Raw genomic sequence first — 19,209 nt, forward strand, 5'->3', positions numbered from 1 at the left:
AAGCAAAACGCACCATCGCCCTCATAAGCCAACGTCGTTTTCTGTCAAAGCCTGTAGGGTACCTGTACTTTATATCTTATTTATCTCATAAAAAACAATGAAACCAGATGGTAGTTTGACAATACCCTCTCGCTAATTTTTAAATGGGGTTATCCACTAACCAACCAACAAAAGAAAAATTACCCAATCTAAAACTAAACCAGACTATAAACACGAGTTTAATTATGATAACAAAAAGTACTGTAAACACATGATTTCTTGTGAGGAAGCAAAATTTTATCTTAATCAGTGCAACCTAACGAGACTGGATAGGGACAAAGATGGAGTCCCTTGTGAGAAGCTATGTCGCTCCAATTGACTTATATCAACTCTCTGTCTGTTTTACTAGTCAAATAGTCGGAACCAAATAGCACTAAAAACCACGCTTGCTGTACTATAACTCTTGTGTAACTCAAACAACTCTGACCCAGTTGTTACTGCATTGTCTCATGTTCGACTGCTTGTTTATCGTCCGCATTTTGTGAGGCAATGCTTTTTTACAATTTTACAAACTAACTTCTTTATAAGGTGCGGATTCAACTAACAAATGCAACTCTGCTTTTTTAACTCCCCTACTGCACAACCGTGGGCTTGCGCTTTAAATGTTGCTATACCCATCGCGAATCATTTTTAGGTTTTTTATCATCATTCCTCACCCCAATCACCTATTAATATAGGCTCATGAGGCTTCGTCACTTGATGGCCTCACCTAAAAATCCTACGCATTGGGTATATATATTCAAGCGTTTCAGGTTTAAGTTCATTTGGTAATTCTTCTTTAATTTCTCTAATAAGTACAGCTTGGTCCATTTCACCCTCTTCCCGTTCTCCTCCAGGAATATAGTATGTATCTTTACCTTTAGATCGAGCACCCAGTATTTTTTTATCTTTTATAAAGATCCATGCCAACTTATCTATTGCTTTCATTATTATCTCATTCGTGAAGGGTATACCATTGCTGCTTAGTAATTTTATACAATACATGCTCCCGTAATGGGCTTTCTGCAGACACACTAGGGTGCTCAAAATTTTGCCCAGTATTGACCATCCTTAGCCTTTGCATCACCGCTTGCGACTGTTTATTAGTCACTGATGTAAAAGAAACCACTTCACTCAAGTTCAATTGATTAAACGCAAACTGTAATACTGATTGTGCTGCTTCCGTTGCGTAACCTACGCCCCAATATGCCTTAGCCAGACGCCAGCCAATTTCAACACAAGGGGTAAAAGGCAGCTTTGCTTCAGGTTGATGAAGACCTACAAAACCAATAAACTGTTTAGTATCCACCAACTCTACTGCCCATAGCCCCCATCCTCGTTTGGCAATCAAAGAGACTATTTTATCTGCAAACGCATCACTTTCCACAGCTGATAAACAACTGGGAAAGTACTTCATCACTACAGGATCAGCATTGATAGCAGCAAAAGGTTTATAATCCTCCGGCAGCCATTGACGAAGTATTACCCGCTCTGTTTTCAGGGTTGCTATTTCAACCATTTATATTACTTCCAAACAAAGTGTCGTAAAAGCTAACTAGAATACAGTAACTAAAATAATGCTTCTACCGCTTCAATTTCAACCAGTAGATCTGAATGAATTAAGCTGGATACCTCAACCAGAGAGCAAGCAGGAAGATGCTTACCGTAAAACTCAACAAGCATAGGTCGGATGGTTGACAAACCATCGATTGATTTTAAAAATAATGTGGCTTTTAGGATATTAGTTGAATCACACCCTTCAATCTCAAGAATTGTTTGAAGCTGGCTCAATACAGTTTCTGTTTGCTCTGCTATACCTTTGCTTTGATTATCAGTACCTAATGCCGTTAACCCTGATACATACAATGTTTTATCATGACGAACAGCATGTACATAGGGCCCTACAATTTCAGGTAAATTTTTCGTTCAATCATATAATTTATTTCTCAGTACACGACAGTTTAGCTTTTATATTTTATATCAAATATCCAGCAAGGTGCATAACTATAGCCAAAGCGAATCGTTAGAAGGATATATCCAAGATGTTGATTACCTTGTCGCTTAACTGTTTTCTTTATATATAACTATTGGGTTATAAAGCCTGAAAACGCTAGAATAACGGTCTAATGACCAATACTACTGATAAAAACAAAATACTATAACAGGCTATCGATGCTTTCGCTCACAAGGCACATCGAAATCCACATGATAATGCTCATCATGCCTGACCCAGGAACGCTTGTTAGAAAACTGGATATTATTACGTAAGTAGCTACCGTATTTAGTTTTGAATAAATTAGGTTGTAACTTAGGATCAAATATCACTCGCCAGATATCATGGCCTTGTTTTCTTGCAGCTTTATGCAAAGCAACAAGATGAGCAGCTAACGCTTCATAGTCGATTTTATAATTATCAAACTCGCTATTTTTGTCAAACTCTATGTCATAACCAAACTTATTTAATGGTGTAGTTGGTAAATGAACTGACTTACCTTGTGAGTTGACAACTGGCACCATAAAATCAACTGATAAGCCATTTTGATGGGTTTTATGGGGTGAGAACTTACCGCCCTCAGCAAAACCTGTTTCAGAGTATTTAAATACTTTACCAGGCAATGTTTGCTTTAGTTGTGAATAAGCATTGAGAATAATAGCTTTTACTGACGAATGCACATAGGTCCACCCTGCTAACTGAGCAATAGGACTATAGCCAACAAAATTTTCACCTTCACTGGGCAACTGAACACCGTTTTGCAATCTGCCATTAGCAGTGGTCCCATAACAAGTGCTGATATCAGCAGCCTGAGCGTAAAATGATAAAGCAACTAAAACGACGGCTAACAAAAATTTCATCTTTTATTGATAATATCTTAATCACAGCCAAGGATTTGGTATAAAACAAACAATAATCAGCCCAGCGGCATTGGTTGCTAGCCCAATTCGATTGGCTAATGATTTTATGCCTTTAATACGCCTAACAACAGCTGTTGTTAACCCTATTACACCCAGCATAGCAGCCAGTGCATAGAGGTATTTTACCAAGCTCAGCAAGTCAATGATGGGAGATACTGGTGCCTTGAATGCAGGTTCTGTTTTGGTGGAGTTGGGCATTAACTCCCCTTTCACATTCAAATACGCCTGATGCAGTGTTTCGCCTTCAAACCAGTGCTGTGAACCATAATCAGCTATCAATGCGAAGACTAATGCAATAACACCTAATACAATGACTAAAAAATTAACTTTCATTTACATACGACAGTTTGCTACCTGCTGATTAAACGCAGCTAAAAATGCAGGATAACGCTTAACAAAGGGAATAGCAAAATAAACGGCTAAAGGCTTGGACTTAAAAGGCTCAGCGTTTAGCTGACCATGCCAACGGTTATCTTTCAATACATGTTCCATTACATCACTACTGGCCAGAGCAGCATCAATCCGCTTAAGTTTTAACATTTGTACCAACTGCTTAGTACTCGTTGGGGGAACGGATAGCACTTGGTAACCTTGCTGCTTTAAATAGCGGTGCATATTGGCCCCCAAAAAACTGCTCACTCTAGCTTGGGATTTAAACTGTTTATTTGTTGGCTTAATTTGAGCACTATCCAAAAAATACCAAGTCCATTGCTGTTCTAAAATATCTCTTGATTTTACTGCATATTTATCACGCTCAGCATTTTGTGATGCGGCAAAGAAGCCATCGGCCATACCTATCACCACTTCACGTTGCGCCCTTTTCCACGGCAATACACGCAAATCAAATGCCACCCCCAACTGCTCCAATACACACTCAATTATTTGGTACGCAAGCCCATCAAAATGCCCTTCTGGCTGATAACTACCATAAGGCGCTTGATTATGCGTCGTCAGCAGTATCTTGCCTGGAAGAGAAGCCCAGCAGACAGGTAAACATAAGATACCGATAATTAAACTTGATAGGCAATTAACCGTAAAATGCATAAATAAAGACGACATTGCAGTATGGGGCGTTATTCTAACTAATGAAAAGCATTATCAAAAAGTTTTTTTAATAAATACATTATTTTACAGCCGACAAGGGGACAATCAGACTATCTCTTCACCAGCCATGAATTGATCCTTTCTCACATCCTTCTGTCTCCTAATATTCACTGATATAATCGCCAAATAACTTAAGAAGTAGTACGTTAACCGCTTAGTGATTATATAACGTACACTTACTCAACAGATAACATTCAACAGTAACAACAGGAGCAATGCATTAATGGCCATTACCTCCATTAAAGAGGCGTTAGCAGGGGCAGTTTCTTCAGGTGGTGAAATTACGATTCAAGGATGGATCCGTACCCGTCGTGACTCAAAAGCTGGTATTTCATTTCTCAATGTACATGATGGCTCTTGCTTTGACCCCATTCAGATCGTTGTTCCTAAAGAATTAGCTAATTACGAAGAGACTGTCTTACAGATTACCAGTGGTTGTGCAGTGACTATTACTGGCACACTCGTTCAATCACAAGGTAAAGGGCAGTCATTCGAAATTCAAGCAACGCAAGTAACCGTTGTTGGCTGGGTTGAAAACCCTGATAGCTACCCTATCCAACCAAAGCCTCATACAGTTGAGTTTCTTAGAGAGGTTGCCCACTTAAGACCCCGCACTAATTTAATTGGGGCTGTCACTCGGGTAAGAAATACTATATCGCAATCCATCCACCAGTTTTTCAATGAAAATGGCTATTGCTGGATTCACACACCAATTATTACAGCCAGTGACTGTGAAGGTGCTGGAGAATTATTTCGGGTCAGTGCATTAGATATGCAAAATTTGCCTCGCACAGAACAAGGCAACATTGACTTCAGCCAGGACTTTTTTGGTTGCGAATCATTTCTAACGGTATCAGGCCAATTAAATGTTGAAGCTTATTGTTTAGCTATGAGCAAAGTGTATACGTTTGGGCCAACTTTCCGTGCTGAAAACTCCAACACCAGCCGTCATTTAGCTGAGTTCTGGATGGTAGAACCTGAAATTGCCTTTGCTGATTTAAAAGATGTCATTCAGCTTGCCGAAAATATGCTCAAGTATGTTTTTAACAAAGTACTTAGCGAGCGAGCTGATGATATGGACTTCTTTGCTAAGCGCGTTGAAAAGACAGCTATTTCTCGGCTACAGCATATTTTAGAAAGCCAGTTTGTAGAAATTGACTACACTGATGCCATTAAAATTCTCCAGGATTCAGGCAAAAAGTTCGAACATCCGGTTAGCTGGGGTATCGATTTACAAACAGAGCATGAGCGCTTCCTTAGTGAAGAGCATGTTAAGGCACCCGTAGTGGTAAGCAACTATCCCAAAGATATTAAAGCATTTTACATGCGGATGAATGATGATAATAAAACAGTTGCTGCAATGGACGTGCTAGCCCCAGGTATTGGTGAAATTATTGGTGGTTCACAACGTGAAGAACGTTTAGACAAACTAGACCTGCGTTTAGATGAAATGGGCATACCCAAAGAAAGTTTAGGCTGGTATCGAGACTTACGTCGCTATGGCACCGTACCTCATGGTGGTTTTGGCTTAGGTCTAGAACGGCTGGTTTCCTATATTACTGGGGTTGCTAATGTTCGGGATGTCATTCCATTTCCTAGAACCCGTCGCAATGCAGGCTTCTAATTATCAGCTCAACACCTAGCAAGCCTTTGCAGCGCCTATAAGAAAAAAGCCGCCTACTTATAACCCAATGCGAAGGGTTTTTAGGTGAGGCCATCCAGTGACGAAGCCTCATGAACCTATTGAAATAGGTGATTGGGGTGAGGAGTGATGATAACAAAACCTAAAAATGATTTGCGACGAGTATATTCAGTAAGGCGGCTCAATAAATTACTAAAAATTGTATGTAATGATAGGCGAGATTATTGGCAGAATAACTGCGCAATGTCTATATTTCTGTCGTAATGATGATATGTTTTACAAAAAACATCATAATTTTTATAAGAGTTTTCTTGCTCAAATAAAGTAAGATAAAACTCATCTGCAATAAAAATCACCACTCGATTTGCATAACAGCCAATCGCAATGGGTAAGTCCCCTTTTAATAATTTTTTGATGGCAGGATAATAAGGTGAAGCTTTTACCGCATCCACAGCTGTTTCAGAAGAATAGTAAAGTGACACCTCTTTACCAACTCCCAAGCCGTGGTCAACGGTATAGGGCAACAACTGCTCATCCCTCAATGCTTCTAAACCTGGAATTTGTTGTGACACCGCTAACAAAATTCCTTTGAAACGATGAGGTACTTTCAATGAAATTAAGGTACCCCATACTGCACCCCGCTGTAACCATTCTGTGGTTTCAATCGCTAGTTGCTGATCAGCCAGTCCTATTTCCAGATCACAAATATCGTATTGAACACCCTCTAATTCACCTGTAAAACCTAAGTGACAACTGGGCTTAGCTTTTTGCCGTGCAAGCAGCCCACAATGAAATAAACTTTTATTAATTCCATCATGTTGCATATAGTTTCTAGCTTTACAGTCATTAATAAACGCCACATGTTTATATAATTTATGATAATACTCTGCGAAACTTTCAGGAATACGACGGTCACTAGCGGTATAAACTAACAACAACAATAACACTAAAATAAAATAAGCAAGTGAGGCCAGCGTTAATAGCATAAACCCTGAGCCTACATCATTCGCTAAAAAGCCTGTTACTAATAGTACATTGACATAGCCCAAACCTAATAGCTGATATAATCTACTTTCGGAACGTATTGCATTAATTCTTTTACATTCAGATCGAACAATATCAGGGACAAAGCTTTGTTTAAAATATGTCGCTATTTCTCGGTAGGCATGCATTGATTTTGCTCTAACCCAGTTAATTCAAATTTAGTCAGGCTAAAGGGTACCTAGTAGAGGGTTTAAGGTCACTATCACCCGTGTATTAATTAATTATTCTGTGGCGCTTCCCATGCAGCCCTTGTGACAGATTATGCAGTTAACCGAAAACACCCTCTTATAAGAGGGTGTTTTTATTTCTGTTTAAGAGTTTAACAAATATAAAGAAATTATTTTGAAGGTAAAATAAAGAAAGGTTATACCCGAAGGGCAACCGGCTCATCAGTATACGGCTGTTCAAATGAGCTAAAAGAAAAATCGACAGAGGTCAATTCCGTTTGTAAGTCGATGCTTTCCTCAATAAAATCCGCCAGGTCTTGCTGAAATAAACCAAAATCCATTTTCTCAATTGAGATAGCACGGGCTAACATCACATAACCTGTTCGTTTATCAAGCACCATACTAGAAACAGTATTATCTAACTGAAATAGATTTAAATGTAATACCTCTTGTAGTAAGTCAGCCTGTTGCTCTTTGGTTTCTGGCAGTTTAACCAAAGGAGAATAAAAGTAGCCCCGATCAGATTCAGGTATTACCTCAATGATACATTGCGCGCCATTTTCACACTCAAGACAGCAGCACCCACCATCATCCAATTTCAACTTAGCATCACTGGTACTGATTTGTGCCAACCATTGGTTGATTGTCTCTACAACATCCATCCAGTTGTTCCCGATTTATTCATGATTTCAGTCGTATATACAACAGTATATATACGGAAAATAACCTTTAGCGTCACTGAATACCTTTCGTATAAGCTCTTTCTGGCTGGCATTATGTTATTGACGCTCCGACGGCTCACTCTTGTAACAATTAACATTATTTGATTGAACCATTGCACACAAATATTATAAAACAATTCGCCCTAAAGGTTGTACATTTATTTCCTCTGTTAACTCTTGAAACGACAGTACAGGCAACGCATAAAGCTCTGCTTCAATAATTTTACGCACATAACGCCTTATATCCATCGCCACAATTAAAACGGGCTTTTTTGCGGCGGTTTCAATGTCTCCCACCTGCCGTTTAATACTTGTCAGCAAGTTATCTGTGACAGCAGGGTCTAGCGCTAAATAGCAACCTGCAGAGGTCTGGCGAATGCCACCACGAATAGTATCTTCTACATACTGATCCAACATGTAACAGGGTAAAAACTGATGTCCATTACTAAACTTATGGCTAATGTAGCGTTTTAAGCTACTACGTACATACTCTGTCAGTTGTACAACATCTTTCTCTTTTTGCCCCCACTCGGCCAATGCTTCTAGCACTTTACGCACATCTCGAATAGAAATCTCTTCAGACACCAAACGCTGCAATACTTCACTGATTTTTTGAATAGGCAACAAACGTTGTACTTCTTTTACCAGCTCAGCAAACCCCTTTTCCATTTCAGCCAGGAGATAGCGAGTTTCTTGAATACCAATAAACTCTTCTGCATGTTTTTTGAGCACTAATGACAAATGGTAACTCACCAACTGATCAAGCTGTAAATAGCTTAAATCAGCTTGATTAAACTCAGCTGCATATTCTTCTGCCACCCAACAAGCTGAAGCACCTGGTAAAAAGTTAATTGGATTATCTGCAGTCAAGCCAAATAAGGCTAGCTGCTCAAATGGGCCGGTATACAGTATTTGGCCTTGCTGCCAGAGGCCTTTGGCTACAGGAATTTCTTGCAGGTAAATGGCATAGCTACCAGGCTCCAAATTATCAACTACCCGCACTTGAATACCAGGGAAAGGCACACCTAAGTCTAAATAAAGGCTGCGTCTTATAGTGGCAAGCTGCTGCTTTACTTGGTCCAGGTTAACTAACGTTTGTAAATCACTGGATAAGTCAATTAAGACTGGAACGGTTAAAGCAACCGTTTCTTGCTCAGCTAGCTGCTTAGCTGCAACGGGTGCACTTTCATTGGCTTTATTCGAAGGCATACCCGGCACAGCATGTTTATCTGTTAACTCAGCAGAACCTTCAGTTTTCGCCAAGCCATTAAGCAGCCAGCCTCCTCCACCAATCACGATGGCTAAACAAATAAACGTAACGGTAGGAAAGCCGGGAATTAAAGCAAAAGCTAGCAATAAACCACCACCAATTAATAGTGCCTTTGGTTGTTTTCCTACTTGTGAACCAATATCTGTACCTAAATTAGTGGCCTTTTCTGTAGTCACTCGGGTAACGATCATCCCTGCGGTAATGGAGATAAACAATGCCGGTATTTGCGAAATTAAGCCATCACCCACTGTTAGGATAGAATACACTTGCAGCGCTTCCCCTGCAGGCAGCCCTCGCTGCATAACCCCAATGGTCACCCCTCCCAAAATATTCACGATAATAATCACCAGCCCAGCGATCGCATCACCTTTCACAAACTTCATCGCGCCATCCATCGCACCATATAACTGACTTTCTTTCTCAATCATGGCTCGACGCTCTTTGGCTTCGTTTACATCAATCACTCCCGCACGCATATCTCCATCAATACTCATTTGTTTACCGGGCATTGCATCCAGAGAAAAGCGCGCGCTGACTTCTGCCACCCGTTCTGAGCCTTTAGTGATAACCAGAAACTGAACAATGGTAATAATTAAAAAGACAACAATACCAACGACTAAATTGCCTCCCACCACAAAGTTACCAAAGGTGTAAACTATTTGCCCAGCATCAGCCTGCAATAGAATCAACCGAGTAGTAGTGATGGATAATGCCAAACGAAACAAGGTGGTTAACAACAGTACTGAAGGAAATGCTGAGAATTCCAACGGGCTGCTAATATAAACAGCAATCATCAATAAGACGACAGATATCCCCATGTTAAGCGCAATCAATACATCAACCAGTCCAGTTGGCAGTGGTAAAATCATCATGAATACCACTGCTACTAGCATTATCGCCAACAAAATATCATTACGCTGACTCAGCCGGTTTAACACCGATAACCAACTAGCTTGCATGACTATCCTCAAGAATTTTTTTAAGCTTTTGATAACGGGTTTTGGCGGCAGCAACATGATTGGTTGCCACTAATGCCCGACACTGAATCAACCCCACCTGGTATTTTTCTTGTAGTGTTAATTCTGGCTGCTGTAGTAATTTCTCTGCCAAATGGAAGCAGCTTTTAAAACGTTTACTTGCCCAATAAGCACGCAATAACAACTTATTAGCCAGTGACCATTCAGGGTTCTCCAGTAAAGTCAGTTGTAACAAGGGAATGGCTTTACCTGGGTGCTGATATTCGATTAAAAACTGTGCTTGAGCAAGCAAATACTGCTGCTGCTGTTCAGTTAACTTCATTGATGCTGAATATACCTGTGGTTAAGGCTTCTGTAGTAGTCGAGCAAGCACTTCATACTCCCTACGCAATTTTTTTAACTCAACTAATACTTCATGAGCTTCACTCACTACTCGCTGAGAGGGAGCATTTTTAGTAGGGTTTTCCGGTTTGATTGCAGTAGCCAATTGTTCAATAAGCTGATCAGACAACTTACGTTGCTGGGAAGGCTCCAGCACACGGCCATCTAATTGAAAAGTCCCTAGTGGTGCATCAAAAATTGTTTCTGTTGCATGATTTAACTGGCTACCTGCCAGCTCAACCGGCAGTTGCTGTGTAGAGGAGGAGTCAGACGGACGTGGATTTTGCAATGACTGGCTGGCGGGATTAATCGACTCACTGGGGGTTACAGCCGGGCTAGCGGTAATATCCGTCAATGGCTTAACCATACAACAATCCTCTTAATACTGCAGTTAACTTGCTCGGCACTTGATGTGCAATTGAGTCAGCGTATTAAATAACTGACTTAGTTGATTAATGGTCACTTGCTCTTCTTCTAATAAGCAAAAAAACACTAATTCAGTACTTCCTTTAAGTCCTACTTGAATTGGAAAAGGTATCCCCAATTGGTAATCACAGGCCTGGCTGGCTGTTTGCAACCAAGCATCCCCTAAAGGGTAGTGCTGACTTAGTAGTACCATAATTCCTGCGGGATGCTGCTCTATATGCAACTGACCATTTTGCTCAAAATCAAGGCCTAAACAACCAGACTCAGCCCAGCCTTGGGCATTAATACCAAACTGCCCCACAAATTCTACTACGGCTTGGTCTACCCACTGCTGAATCATTGCAGTTCATCTTCCTCTTTTTCTATGGCTATATCTAATGCTTCCTGAATAGCCTCCAATAAGTTAAAGCGATGATCCATGTCGTTAAATGCTTCCACTGGAATTTCTCGCACTAACTGTTTAAATTGCTGTAAAAAACCAATGACTTCCTCTGCGTCTTTTAAATTAAGCGCATTGACAAAGTTATCAATATCATTGGCTCTCACCCAGGATTTATCTTGCAATACTAACAGGTCTTTAAAAAACTGTTCTTTGTTATACATACAACAGCCTAACCTTCACAATACGCCATAAAACCGTTTGCTTTACACTCTTGTATTACTTTCGTTTGTATTACTTTCGTTTTAGCCACCTGCCATTATCCCTTGATGAGTGACCTGTGGTTGCAGTCGGGAAAATTGACTAAACAACCCTAGTGCCGACTCTCGGATAGTGGTTAGGGTTTTCAGCTTTTGCATTGATGACATAATCAATTGCAATTTAGGCTTTTCAATAGAAGAGTGCTGGGCATTATAATCGGCTGCCAGACCTCTCAGTAATAACGCAATACCTTGCTCTAGCTGCCCTTCTGAGCAGTGATTCAGGATATGCTCATAGGCACTCAGCAAGTTGTTCGTATCAAAAATAGTTTCCCGATAAAAGTCTTTTAAATTTTGGGCACTATTAAGAGCCTGCCCAGCCGGTGATGATACGACTTGGTTGATATTGATCCCAGCAATAATAGAGGCTTCAGCATTTTCACTACTATTTAACAGCTGTTCGGCTAGCCCTTCAAAATGGGCTTTAGCCATTTGCAGTTGATTTTTATTTTTCAGTTTATCTTTAGCCTGCTTGTCTCTTGCTAGCATTTCACCTGCCAACTGAGCAGCCAACTTTAAGATCAAATATTGATCACTAATATCAGAGCTAAAGTTTTTAAGCTGTTGCATCGTTTGCTGTGGGTTTCTAAAGAAACCATCTAACAAATTTTCAGCAAATCGCCTCATTGCCTCAGCTTGTGGCGTTTTTGCCACTAACTTCAAATAGTCTTCTGCCACTTGCTGTACTGCAGACTTGCCGCCAAAACGATCATTGATTTTGCGATTACGTAAGCTATCAGACTCACGCTTTTCACTGGCAGCAAATGACATTTCTTCAGCCACAGATGCAGTAAATGGTTTGGCATCTAATAATCGAACTTGTTGACCTTGGTAGTTACCTTGAGCACTACCTGACAAAGGTTGGCCTGAAGCGATATTGTTACCAAGAGGCTGGTTAGTTACTGATGATATATGATTCACTGTTAAAACACCTCTGGCAGTTGTTTTATACCCATTGTGGAGTACGCTACTAGGCAACTAGCCTGTCAGTTTTTCCTTTACAAAGGGTATACATCATCCACAGTAATGAGAGCATCGTAATATAACCACGCTCATAACCTTTTACAACTTTACTTAATTCATTTCGTTCAAGCGATATCGTTCAAGCAGCCTAGTCAAAATCAATCCAACGTGTCGATTATTATTTTATACTCGCATAAAATAACGGCTGTTATTTTCTTTCAATTTTAAAATAGGCTACACAGAAATTAATCGCTTTAAATTAGCAGTCGCTTTTATTTCGCCTAAATATGTAAATATTTCCTTTTAAAACATCCACTTTTCATCGATTGTAAGAAACCGTTTCACTATATCCTTTAGCCACTAGCCGAGAATTTTTATCTCGCCTCAACTAATCGTTCAAAAAGCAAACTGGTCATAGTAATCTTTACCTAAACATCAACAACCCATCAATATAAAAAAATACAACTAATCTAAACAAATCCTATTTTTTTGGACGATATATAATCATCACCTTGATAACTACTATTCATGCGTTAAGGAGTCCACCGTTGAGCAGTCAGCGTTTGTTTGCAGAGCAATTCAGCGAAGGACTAAAGAAAACCATTGCCGAAGCCAGTCTAATCAAGACTCATGGCAAAGTGACCCATGTAACAGGCACAATTATTCGTGCCCATATGGCCAATGTGAAAGTTGGCGAGCTTTGCACCCTGTATTGCCCATCAACGAATCAGCGTCAATTAGCAGAAGTGGTTGGTTTTGAGCATCAGCAAGCCTTACTGACGCCACTTGGAGAACTAGCCGGTATTTCATCCAACACGCAAGTGATCGCCACAGGAAAAATGTTGGAAGTGGCAGTGGGAGATCATTTGCTGGGTCAGGTGCTAAATGGGCTTGGCCAGCCCCTGCAAACAGACACACTAAACCCCGCTACACAAGATAATACAAATGCTGTCTATTACCCTATATTAGCTGATGCTCCCGCGCCACTTGACCGACAGTTGATTAATACTCCTCTCAGTTTAGGCGTAAGAGCCCTTGATGGGCTCCTTACCTGTGGAGCGGGTCAACGCCTGGGAATTTTTGCCGCGGCTGGTGGAGGTAAAAGTACGTTACTGTCAATGCTAGCTAAAGGAGCCAGTGTTGATGTCATCGTTATTGCTTTAATTGGTGAACGGGGCCGAGAAGTTAGAGAGTTTATTGAGCATAGCTTAACCGAAGCGACCCGCCAACGAGCAGTACTAGTAGTAGCAACCTCTGACCGTCCAGCAATGGAACGAGCTAAAGCCGCTTTTGTGGCAACCACTATTGCTGAATTTTTTCGTGACCAAGGCAAACAAGTACTACTATTGATGGATTCTGTTACTCGGTTTGCCAGAGCCCAGCGAGAAATCGGCTTGGCTGCGGGAGAACCGCCCACCCGCCGCGGTTTTCCTCCATCTGTTTTTGCAACATTACCTAAATTATTAGAACGTGCTGGACCTGCCGCCAAAGGCTCAATTACTGGCTTATATACAGTACTTGTGGAAGGTGACGATTTGAACGAGCCAGTTGCCGATGAAACGCGCTCTATTTTAGATGGCCATATTATTTTATCGCGGGAACTTGCTGCTGCTAACCACTACCCTGCCATTGATGTCTTGCAAAGCAGCAGCCGGGTAATGAACCATATTGTCAGCCAAGACCAGCAAATGGCGGCTGGCCAAATAAGACAATGGATGGCTAAGTATAAGTCTGCTGAGTTATTACTCAAAGTAGGAGAATACCAGCAGGGTACCGACCTAGAAACAGACCAGGCTATTGATAAGTGGCCTGCTATCCAAGCATTTTTACAGCAACCACAACATCAGCTAACAAGTGTTGAAGAAACCTTTAGTCAACTAATCGCGTTGGCTAATTAATGGAGTTATTTAAATAATGGACTTATCTCAATTACTTGTTATAAAACAGCAACGACAACAGCAGGCTGCTTTGGCTGTTACGCAACAACAACAGCAGGTTGATGTTTATAACCAACGGCTTAATCATTGCCAGCAGCAATTTAACCAATACCACCAATGGCGCCTGGAAGAAGAACAGCGAATTTGGCAAGAGGCAAGCACTCAAGTGATGAAGCGGTTTGAGCTAGACCGTTTAAAAATTCAAATTTCGTTATTACGAGATAAAGAAAATCAATTACAGGAAAAAATAACTGAAGCAGAACAAACTCTTGCTGAAGCGGAACAAACCTTATCAATGCTAAAAACCAAGCGCCAACAAGCCACTCAAGCAGAGCAGCGCTTTGAAGAATTGATTGAGCAATTGCAACAAACTAATGATAAAGTTGAGCAATACAAAGCTGAGCAGGAACAAGAAGAAGTGGCTGAATTACAACAGGCTTTTCAGTCATGAAAATAGCCCATCATGGCAACCGCTTTTAAAAAAATTGATTATGAAAATAGATAGCAGTAAATCCAATCGCTCAACAACCTCAGCGGAAAATACCCGACAGCGTTCAAGCCAAGTGGATAAAGAGCACTTTGAAAAGCAGTTAAATAAGCAACCCAAACAATCCAGTCGCAAAGATGACCTAGAAAAACAGCCCGACACTCTGAGCAGTCTGCCAAACCCGTTTATGCTAGCAGCTAGCATAAAACAAACAGGACCTAGCCATAGCAGCCAAGTCATTGCAGAAGTCAACCAGCAATTAACAGAACTTATTACTGAATATAGAAGACAGTTGTCGAATCAATCGACATTACAAATTACCCTGAACCACCCCCTGTTAAATAATACCCAATTAACCTTAAGCTTAACGAATAACCAGCTACAAGTTGCTTTTGCTACTTCAGAAAAACAACAGTATGACTTGCTCAACCAAGCATCGACCCAATTAAAAAACCAATTGGCTAAACGCTTTGGTCAAGTGTCAGTTGAACTTGGCTTATCCACAGACACGACGAATCAACAAGGTGCCAGGCCCGACTATATTACCAAGCGGGAGGAGCACGAGTGACAACCTCAACGGTCGAATTACCCAGCATAGATCGCCACACAGCAACACTGTACCAATTATTTTCAGGCAAGCAACAGCAGTTCTATTTTCAGTACAGCACAGCGACTCACCATGACTACTCCGATCAAGTCGCCTGGTTAAATAGTGAACTGTCTTTAACCAGTAGCGTTATAGGCATACATCACCCCATTAGCTTACAGCTCGCTATTAATGATCAACCTTATCAATTAACGCTTTGTGCCAGCCAAATTGTAGATTGGCTACCGGTTAAACTGGCACTAGAGCAATGGCGAGTCATGCCTGAAACCATTCAGCTAGGGTTAATTCAAAGCGGTTTAATGCAGTGGGTTAATCAGCTGCATCAGATAGGTGTGAACTTAATGATTGACCCAAGTACTGTTCAATTTGATAGCGCTCAATGGCAACACTCTGCAACAACTGGTTTTTTATCAACTACTGATAACCTTTATTTAAAAGTCAACTGCCAAGAAAGTAATCAGCTTAATTCCATTAATCTTTATATAACTGCTGAACCGCAAGCACTATTGGACTTGCTTCAACAATTACCAGGTGGCGAACCTTCCTCCATAGCCTTGGAGTATATCCAGCGATCAGTTCACTTACAGTTAGGTAAAACCAATTTAACTAAGCAGCTTCTGTCGACTATCACACTGGGTGATATTTTATTATTTGACGAGTGCTACTTTATTGAGCAACGCCTTAAACTGTTAGCTAATCAACAGCCTGTGGCCTGGCTTGCTTATGACGGACAACAAATCATGATTGAACAAATGATACATAACTCTGAACAGCCTTCAACCGATGACTTAGCGATGAATTCACTGGATGCATTACCCGTAACGGTTTCAATAGAAGTCGGTGAAGTAGAATTAACCCTAGCACAATTACAAGCACTGCAGCCCGGACAAGTGCTTGACCTACCGTCATTAAATACCCAACAAGTTAATATTAAAGCCAATGGCAAACTGATTGGCACCGGCGCTCTAGTCAATATCGCTAATCAACTAGGTTTGCAGGTGCAATCGTTAGCCTGGCAAAACCAGCTGGCAAACGAAGGAGTATAAAATAACCAATGACTTTACCTGAACCCTTTACGCTAGTCGTAGTATTAGGGCTTGTATCGCTTATTCCTTTTATTGCTGTTATGGCTACGTCATTTGTTAAGCTAGCAGTGGTATTTTCACTGTTACGAAATGCATTAGGTATCCAGCAAATTCCACCTAATATGGCGCTATATGGTTTAGCACTGATTTTAACCCTTTATATTATGGCGCCGGTTGGTTTTGCTATTCATGATCACTTTATTGAAAACCCAATCAATCTTGAGGACAAACAAGCTATCAGCAAAATTGTTGACAGTGGGTTAAATCCTTACCGAGAGTTTTTATTGGAACATAGTGACGAAAGCGAACGTACTTTTTTTAAAGATGCTGCAGCCAATTTATGGCCAGACAATTACAGTGAGCGACTCAGTGAAGATAGCCTATTAATTTTAATGCCAGCATTTACTCTATCAGAACTCACTGATGCATTTAAAATGGGATTTTTACTTTATTTACCCTTTATTGCCATCGACCTGATTATATCGAATATTTTGTTGGCAATGGGTATGATGATGGTTTCTCCTGTCACTATTTCATTACCATTTAAGTTATTGTTATTTGTGTTATTAGATGGCTGGACTCGGCTTACTCACGGTCTGGTATTATCTTATTAGAGAATGAACCAATGACCGAAGCAGAAATCGTTCAATATTCAGCCCAAGCTCTTTTATTAGTATTGATACTTTCTTTACCACCCATTATTGCTGCGTCATTAATAGGGACGTTGGTGAGCTTAATCCAAGCCCTCACCCAAATTCAAGAACAAACCCTATCATTTACGCTTAAACTGATTGCAGTTATTGTAACTTTATTTATTACTGCTCGCTGGTTGGGTATTGAGCTATATAATTATGGGCTAAATATATTTGATGCGATGGTTAATGTGTAAGGCCAGCAACCAGGAAACCATTATATGAATGCACTGGCCCAGCTAACCGATATTCAGGCAACCGTATTAAGCTATGCGCTCGCCCTGCCCCGGCTAATTACCTTTTTTACTATTTTGCCTGTTTTTAGTAAAAAGTCGTTGGGAGGCGGACTCATTCGTAACGGGGTTGCCTTAAGTTTTGCTTTGTTTGTTTTTCCATTAATGCCAGACTCTGAAGCCCTTGCAACAAAGCCTGATTATTGGCTACTTTCATTACTATTTAAAGAAGTCGCTCTCGGTTTACTATTAGGTTATTGTGCTGCAATCCCATTCTGGGCAATAGAGGCAGCCGGCTTTTTTATAGATAACCAACGGGGGGCCACATTAGCCAGTGTGGTTAACCCTAGTTTAGGTACCCAAACATCCCCCCTAGGCTTGATGCTTAGCCAGGCTATTATTACTTTGTTTTTTGTCGGTGGCGCAGCCTTTGTGTGCCTAAAAGGGTTGTTTTTGAGCTATAAGCTTTGGCCTGTAGGTGCATTATTACCTGCATTTACTACAGATGGCGTTTATTTTTTCCTAAAACAGCTAGATATGATAGGTTATGTAGCTGTGTTACTGGCTGCACCGGTGATAATAGGAATGTTTCTCAGCGAGTTTGGACTGGGTTTAATCAGCCGATTTGCCCCCCAACTCAATGTATTCTTTTTAGCGATGCCAATTAAAAGCGCTGTGTCTCAGGCAATTTTAGTGGTTTACCTTGCAATATTGGTTTCCATTGCCAGTGAGCAGTTAATAAACATCGATCTCGTGTTTGATAAGCTTTACTCCGTTATCCAATAATGAGCGAAAAAACAGAAAAGCCTACCCCCAAAAAAATTCGTGATGCACGAAAAAAAGGGCAAGTAGCCAAAAGTAAAGAAATCGTATCACTGGCACTGCTGGTTGTTATTGTGCTGCTATTCTGGCTAATGAGTGGCTATTATTTAAGCCATTTAACAGCACTTATCAACCTTCCTGTCAAGTTTCTCGATGCCCCCTGGCAGCTTGCACTGAGTGAAGTAGGCAAAGGTATTTTAACTGAGTCATTTTATTTGCTTGCCCCGATTTTTACAGTGGTCTTCATTACTGGTATATTATCTAACAACCTGCAATTTGGTTGGCTGCTGTCTTTTACCCCCATTAAGCCAGAACTTAAAAAAATTAATCCTATTGAAGGTGCCAAGAAAATTTTTGCCAAAAAAAATCTGGTAGAATTTTTAAAGTCAGTCATTAAAATTTTGACTTTAAGCATTGCTATTTACTGGGTCATTCGCGCCAACATGCAAGATTTAGTTAAAATTGTACATTGTGGCGTAGAGTGCAGCATTCCATTATTAGGCGCACTGTTACTCCAGTTATTTATTGTTGTATTGGTTGTTTTTGTCATACTGGCTGTGTTGGATATGGTGTATGAAAAGCATCACCATGAAAAAGAACTCAAAATGTCGAAAGATGAAGTTAAACGAGAATACAAAGAAACTGAAGGTAACCCAGAAATAAAACAACAAAGAAAGCAAATCCATAAAGATTTACTGGCTTCAAATATTGTCGATAATGTCAATAATGCCAATTTACTGGTGACCAACCCCACCCACTTCGCCGTTGCTTTATACTATAAACGTGGAGAAACAGACTTACCCAAAGTCACAGCCAAAGGAACCGACTGGCTAGCTCAACATATGATAAAACTTGCAGAAGAAGCTAATGTTCCTGTACTAAGACACGTCTGGTTAGCCCGTCAGTTATCAGCTAAAGTAGGCGAAAATGAGTTTGTTGCCAGTGAACTACTCGCCGCCGTTGCTGAAGTGATTAAATGGGCCGAACAAATTAAAGAAACTACCGAACATTAGAGGAAAG

24 protein-coding genes are annotated in these 19,209 nt (G+C 40.6%); 10 read left to right on the plus strand and 14 right to left on the minus strand.

Features of this window, described 5'->3' with window-relative positions:
- Positions 1-178 precede the first annotated feature (178 nt).
- Positions 179-358, plus strand: a complete 180-nt coding sequence (locus tag OQE68_RS30710; RefSeq protein ID WP_353618593.1) for an excalibur calcium-binding domain-containing protein — start codon at positions 179-181, stop codon at positions 356-358.
- A gap of 386 nt (positions 359-744) precedes the next feature.
- Here the strand turns inward: OQE68_RS30710 and OQE68_RS00125 are convergent, their stop codons facing one another.
- From OQE68_RS00125 to OQE68_RS00150, 6 genes are all read right to left on the minus strand, one after another.
- Positions 745-966: an NUDIX hydrolase gene (locus tag OQE68_RS00125; RefSeq protein WP_266195401.1), complete on the minus strand. Its 222-nt coding sequence runs from the start codon at positions 964-966 to the stop codon at positions 745-747.
- Between the two features lie 7 nt (positions 967-973).
- Positions 974-1,537, minus strand: coding sequence for a GNAT family N-acetyltransferase (locus OQE68_RS00130; RefSeq protein ID WP_180572065.1), 564 nt, complete (start codon positions 1,535-1,537; stop codon positions 974-976).
- A gap of 50 nt (positions 1,538-1,587) precedes the next feature.
- On the minus strand, positions 1,588-1,926 hold the full coding sequence (locus OQE68_RS00135; RefSeq protein WP_180572066.1) for a RidA family protein: 339 nt from the start codon (positions 1,924-1,926) through the stop codon (positions 1,588-1,590).
- Positions 1,927-2,184: 258 nt separating this feature from the next.
- Positions 2,185-2,871, minus strand: coding sequence for a penicillin-insensitive murein endopeptidase (locus tag OQE68_RS00140; protein WP_180568370.1), 687 nt, complete (start codon positions 2,869-2,871; stop codon positions 2,185-2,187).
- Between the two features lie 21 nt (positions 2,872-2,892).
- Positions 2,893-3,264, minus strand: coding sequence for a hypothetical protein (locus OQE68_RS00145; RefSeq protein WP_180568369.1), 372 nt, complete (start codon positions 3,262-3,264; stop codon positions 2,893-2,895).
- Positions 3,265-3,990, minus strand: coding sequence for a substrate-binding periplasmic protein (locus OQE68_RS00150; RefSeq protein ID WP_266195402.1), 726 nt, complete (start codon positions 3,988-3,990; stop codon positions 3,265-3,267).
- Between the two features lie 268 nt (positions 3,991-4,258).
- On the opposite strand from OQE68_RS00150, the gene asnS reads away from it, so the two are divergent.
- Positions 4,259-5,659, plus strand: a complete 1,401-nt coding sequence (gene asnS / locus OQE68_RS00155) for an asparagine--tRNA ligase (RefSeq protein WP_180568367.1) — start codon at positions 4,259-4,261, stop codon at positions 5,657-5,659.
- Between the two features lie 239 nt (positions 5,660-5,898).
- Here the strand turns inward: asnS and OQE68_RS00160 are convergent, their stop codons facing one another.
- The 8 genes from OQE68_RS00160 to OQE68_RS00195 form a co-directional block, all read right to left on the minus strand.
- Complete coding sequence (locus OQE68_RS00160; protein ID WP_180568366.1) at positions 5,899-6,849, minus strand: hypothetical protein; 951 nt, start codon at positions 6,847-6,849, stop codon at positions 5,899-5,901.
- 236 nt (positions 6,850-7,085) lie between these two features.
- Positions 7,086-7,550: a CesT family type III secretion system chaperone gene (locus OQE68_RS00165; protein WP_180568365.1), complete on the minus strand. Its 465-nt coding sequence runs from the start codon at positions 7,548-7,550 to the stop codon at positions 7,086-7,088.
- A 186-nt stretch (positions 7,551-7,736) separates the two neighbouring features.
- A complete protein-coding gene (gene sctV, locus OQE68_RS00170) occupies positions 7,737-9,839 on the minus strand; it encodes a type III secretion system export apparatus subunit SctV (protein ID WP_180568364.1) in 2,103 nt (700 codons plus the stop codon).
- Entirely contained in the window at positions 9,829-10,179 is a 351-nt protein-coding gene (locus OQE68_RS00175) for a hypothetical protein (protein WP_180568363.1), read from the minus strand. The genes sctV and OQE68_RS00175 overlap by 11 nt, the downstream gene beginning before the upstream one ends.
- A 21-nt stretch (positions 10,180-10,200) precedes the next feature.
- Positions 10,201-10,605, minus strand: coding sequence for a hypothetical protein (locus OQE68_RS00180; RefSeq protein ID WP_180568362.1), 405 nt, complete (start codon positions 10,603-10,605; stop codon positions 10,201-10,203).
- A 24-nt stretch (positions 10,606-10,629) separates the two neighbouring features.
- A complete protein-coding gene (locus tag OQE68_RS00185) occupies positions 10,630-11,004 on the minus strand; it encodes a type III secretion system chaperone family protein (protein WP_180568361.1) in 375 nt (124 codons plus the stop codon).
- A complete protein-coding gene (locus OQE68_RS00190; RefSeq protein WP_180568360.1) occupies positions 11,001-11,267 on the minus strand; it encodes a TyeA family type III secretion system gatekeeper subunit in 267 nt (88 codons plus the stop codon). The genes OQE68_RS00185 and OQE68_RS00190 overlap by 4 nt, the downstream gene beginning before the upstream one ends.
- Before the next feature lie 81 nt (positions 11,268-11,348).
- Positions 11,349-12,284, minus strand: coding sequence for an HrpJ domain-containing protein (locus OQE68_RS00195; protein ID WP_180568359.1), 936 nt, complete (start codon positions 12,282-12,284; stop codon positions 11,349-11,351).
- A 590-nt stretch (positions 12,285-12,874) separates the two neighbouring features.
- On the opposite strand from OQE68_RS00195, the gene sctN reads away from it, so the two are divergent.
- The 8 genes from sctN to sctU are packed head-to-tail and all read left to right on the plus strand — an operon-like array spanning position 12,875 to position 19,202.
- Positions 12,875-14,224 carry a type III secretion system ATPase SctN gene (sctN, locus tag OQE68_RS00200; RefSeq protein ID WP_289623315.1) on the plus strand — a complete coding sequence of 450 codons (1,350 nt, stop codon included), beginning with the start codon at positions 12,875-12,877 and terminating at the stop codon, positions 14,222-14,224.
- 16 nt (positions 14,225-14,240) lie between these two features.
- Positions 14,241-14,714 (plus strand): type III secretion system stalk subunit SctO, encoded by a 474-nt coding sequence (sctO, locus tag OQE68_RS00205; protein WP_180568358.1) that lies wholly within the window; start codon positions 14,241-14,243, stop codon positions 14,712-14,714.
- Positions 14,715-14,754: 40 nt separating this feature from the next.
- Entirely contained in the window at positions 14,755-15,318 is a 564-nt protein-coding gene (locus tag OQE68_RS00210; protein ID WP_180568357.1) for a type III secretion HpaP family protein, read from the plus strand.
- Positions 15,315-16,403, plus strand: a complete 1,089-nt coding sequence (gene sctQ / locus OQE68_RS00215) for a type III secretion system cytoplasmic ring protein SctQ (RefSeq protein WP_180568356.1) — start codon at positions 15,315-15,317, stop codon at positions 16,401-16,403. The genes OQE68_RS00210 and sctQ overlap by 4 nt, the downstream gene beginning before the upstream one ends.
- 8 nt (positions 16,404-16,411) lie before the next feature.
- On the plus strand, positions 16,412-17,056 hold the full coding sequence (gene sctR / locus OQE68_RS00220; RefSeq protein ID WP_180568355.1) for a type III secretion system export apparatus subunit SctR: 645 nt from the start codon (positions 16,412-16,414) through the stop codon (positions 17,054-17,056).
- 11 nt (positions 17,057-17,067) lie between these two features.
- Positions 17,068-17,331, plus strand: a complete 264-nt coding sequence (gene sctS / locus OQE68_RS00225) for a type III secretion system export apparatus subunit SctS (protein ID WP_180568354.1) — start codon at positions 17,068-17,070, stop codon at positions 17,329-17,331.
- A gap of 24 nt (positions 17,332-17,355) precedes the next feature.
- On the plus strand, positions 17,356-18,153 hold the full coding sequence (gene sctT, locus OQE68_RS00230; RefSeq protein WP_180568353.1) for a type III secretion system export apparatus subunit SctT: 798 nt from the start codon (positions 17,356-17,358) through the stop codon (positions 18,151-18,153).
- The gene (sctU, locus tag OQE68_RS00235; protein WP_219340012.1) at positions 18,153-19,202 is read left to right on the plus strand and encodes a type III secretion system export apparatus subunit SctU; all 1,050 of its coding nucleotides are present in this window, start codon (positions 18,153-18,155) and stop codon (positions 19,200-19,202) included. Before sctT ends, sctU begins: the two co-directional genes overlap by 1 nt.
- The last annotated feature ends 7 nt before the right edge of the window (positions 19,203-19,209 follow it).

Origin of the sequence: Spartinivicinus marinus (assembly GCF_026309355.1) — a bacterium.
In the GTDB taxonomy this organism is placed as follows: Bacteria; Pseudomonadota; Gammaproteobacteria; order Pseudomonadales; family Zooshikellaceae; genus Spartinivicinus; species Spartinivicinus marinus.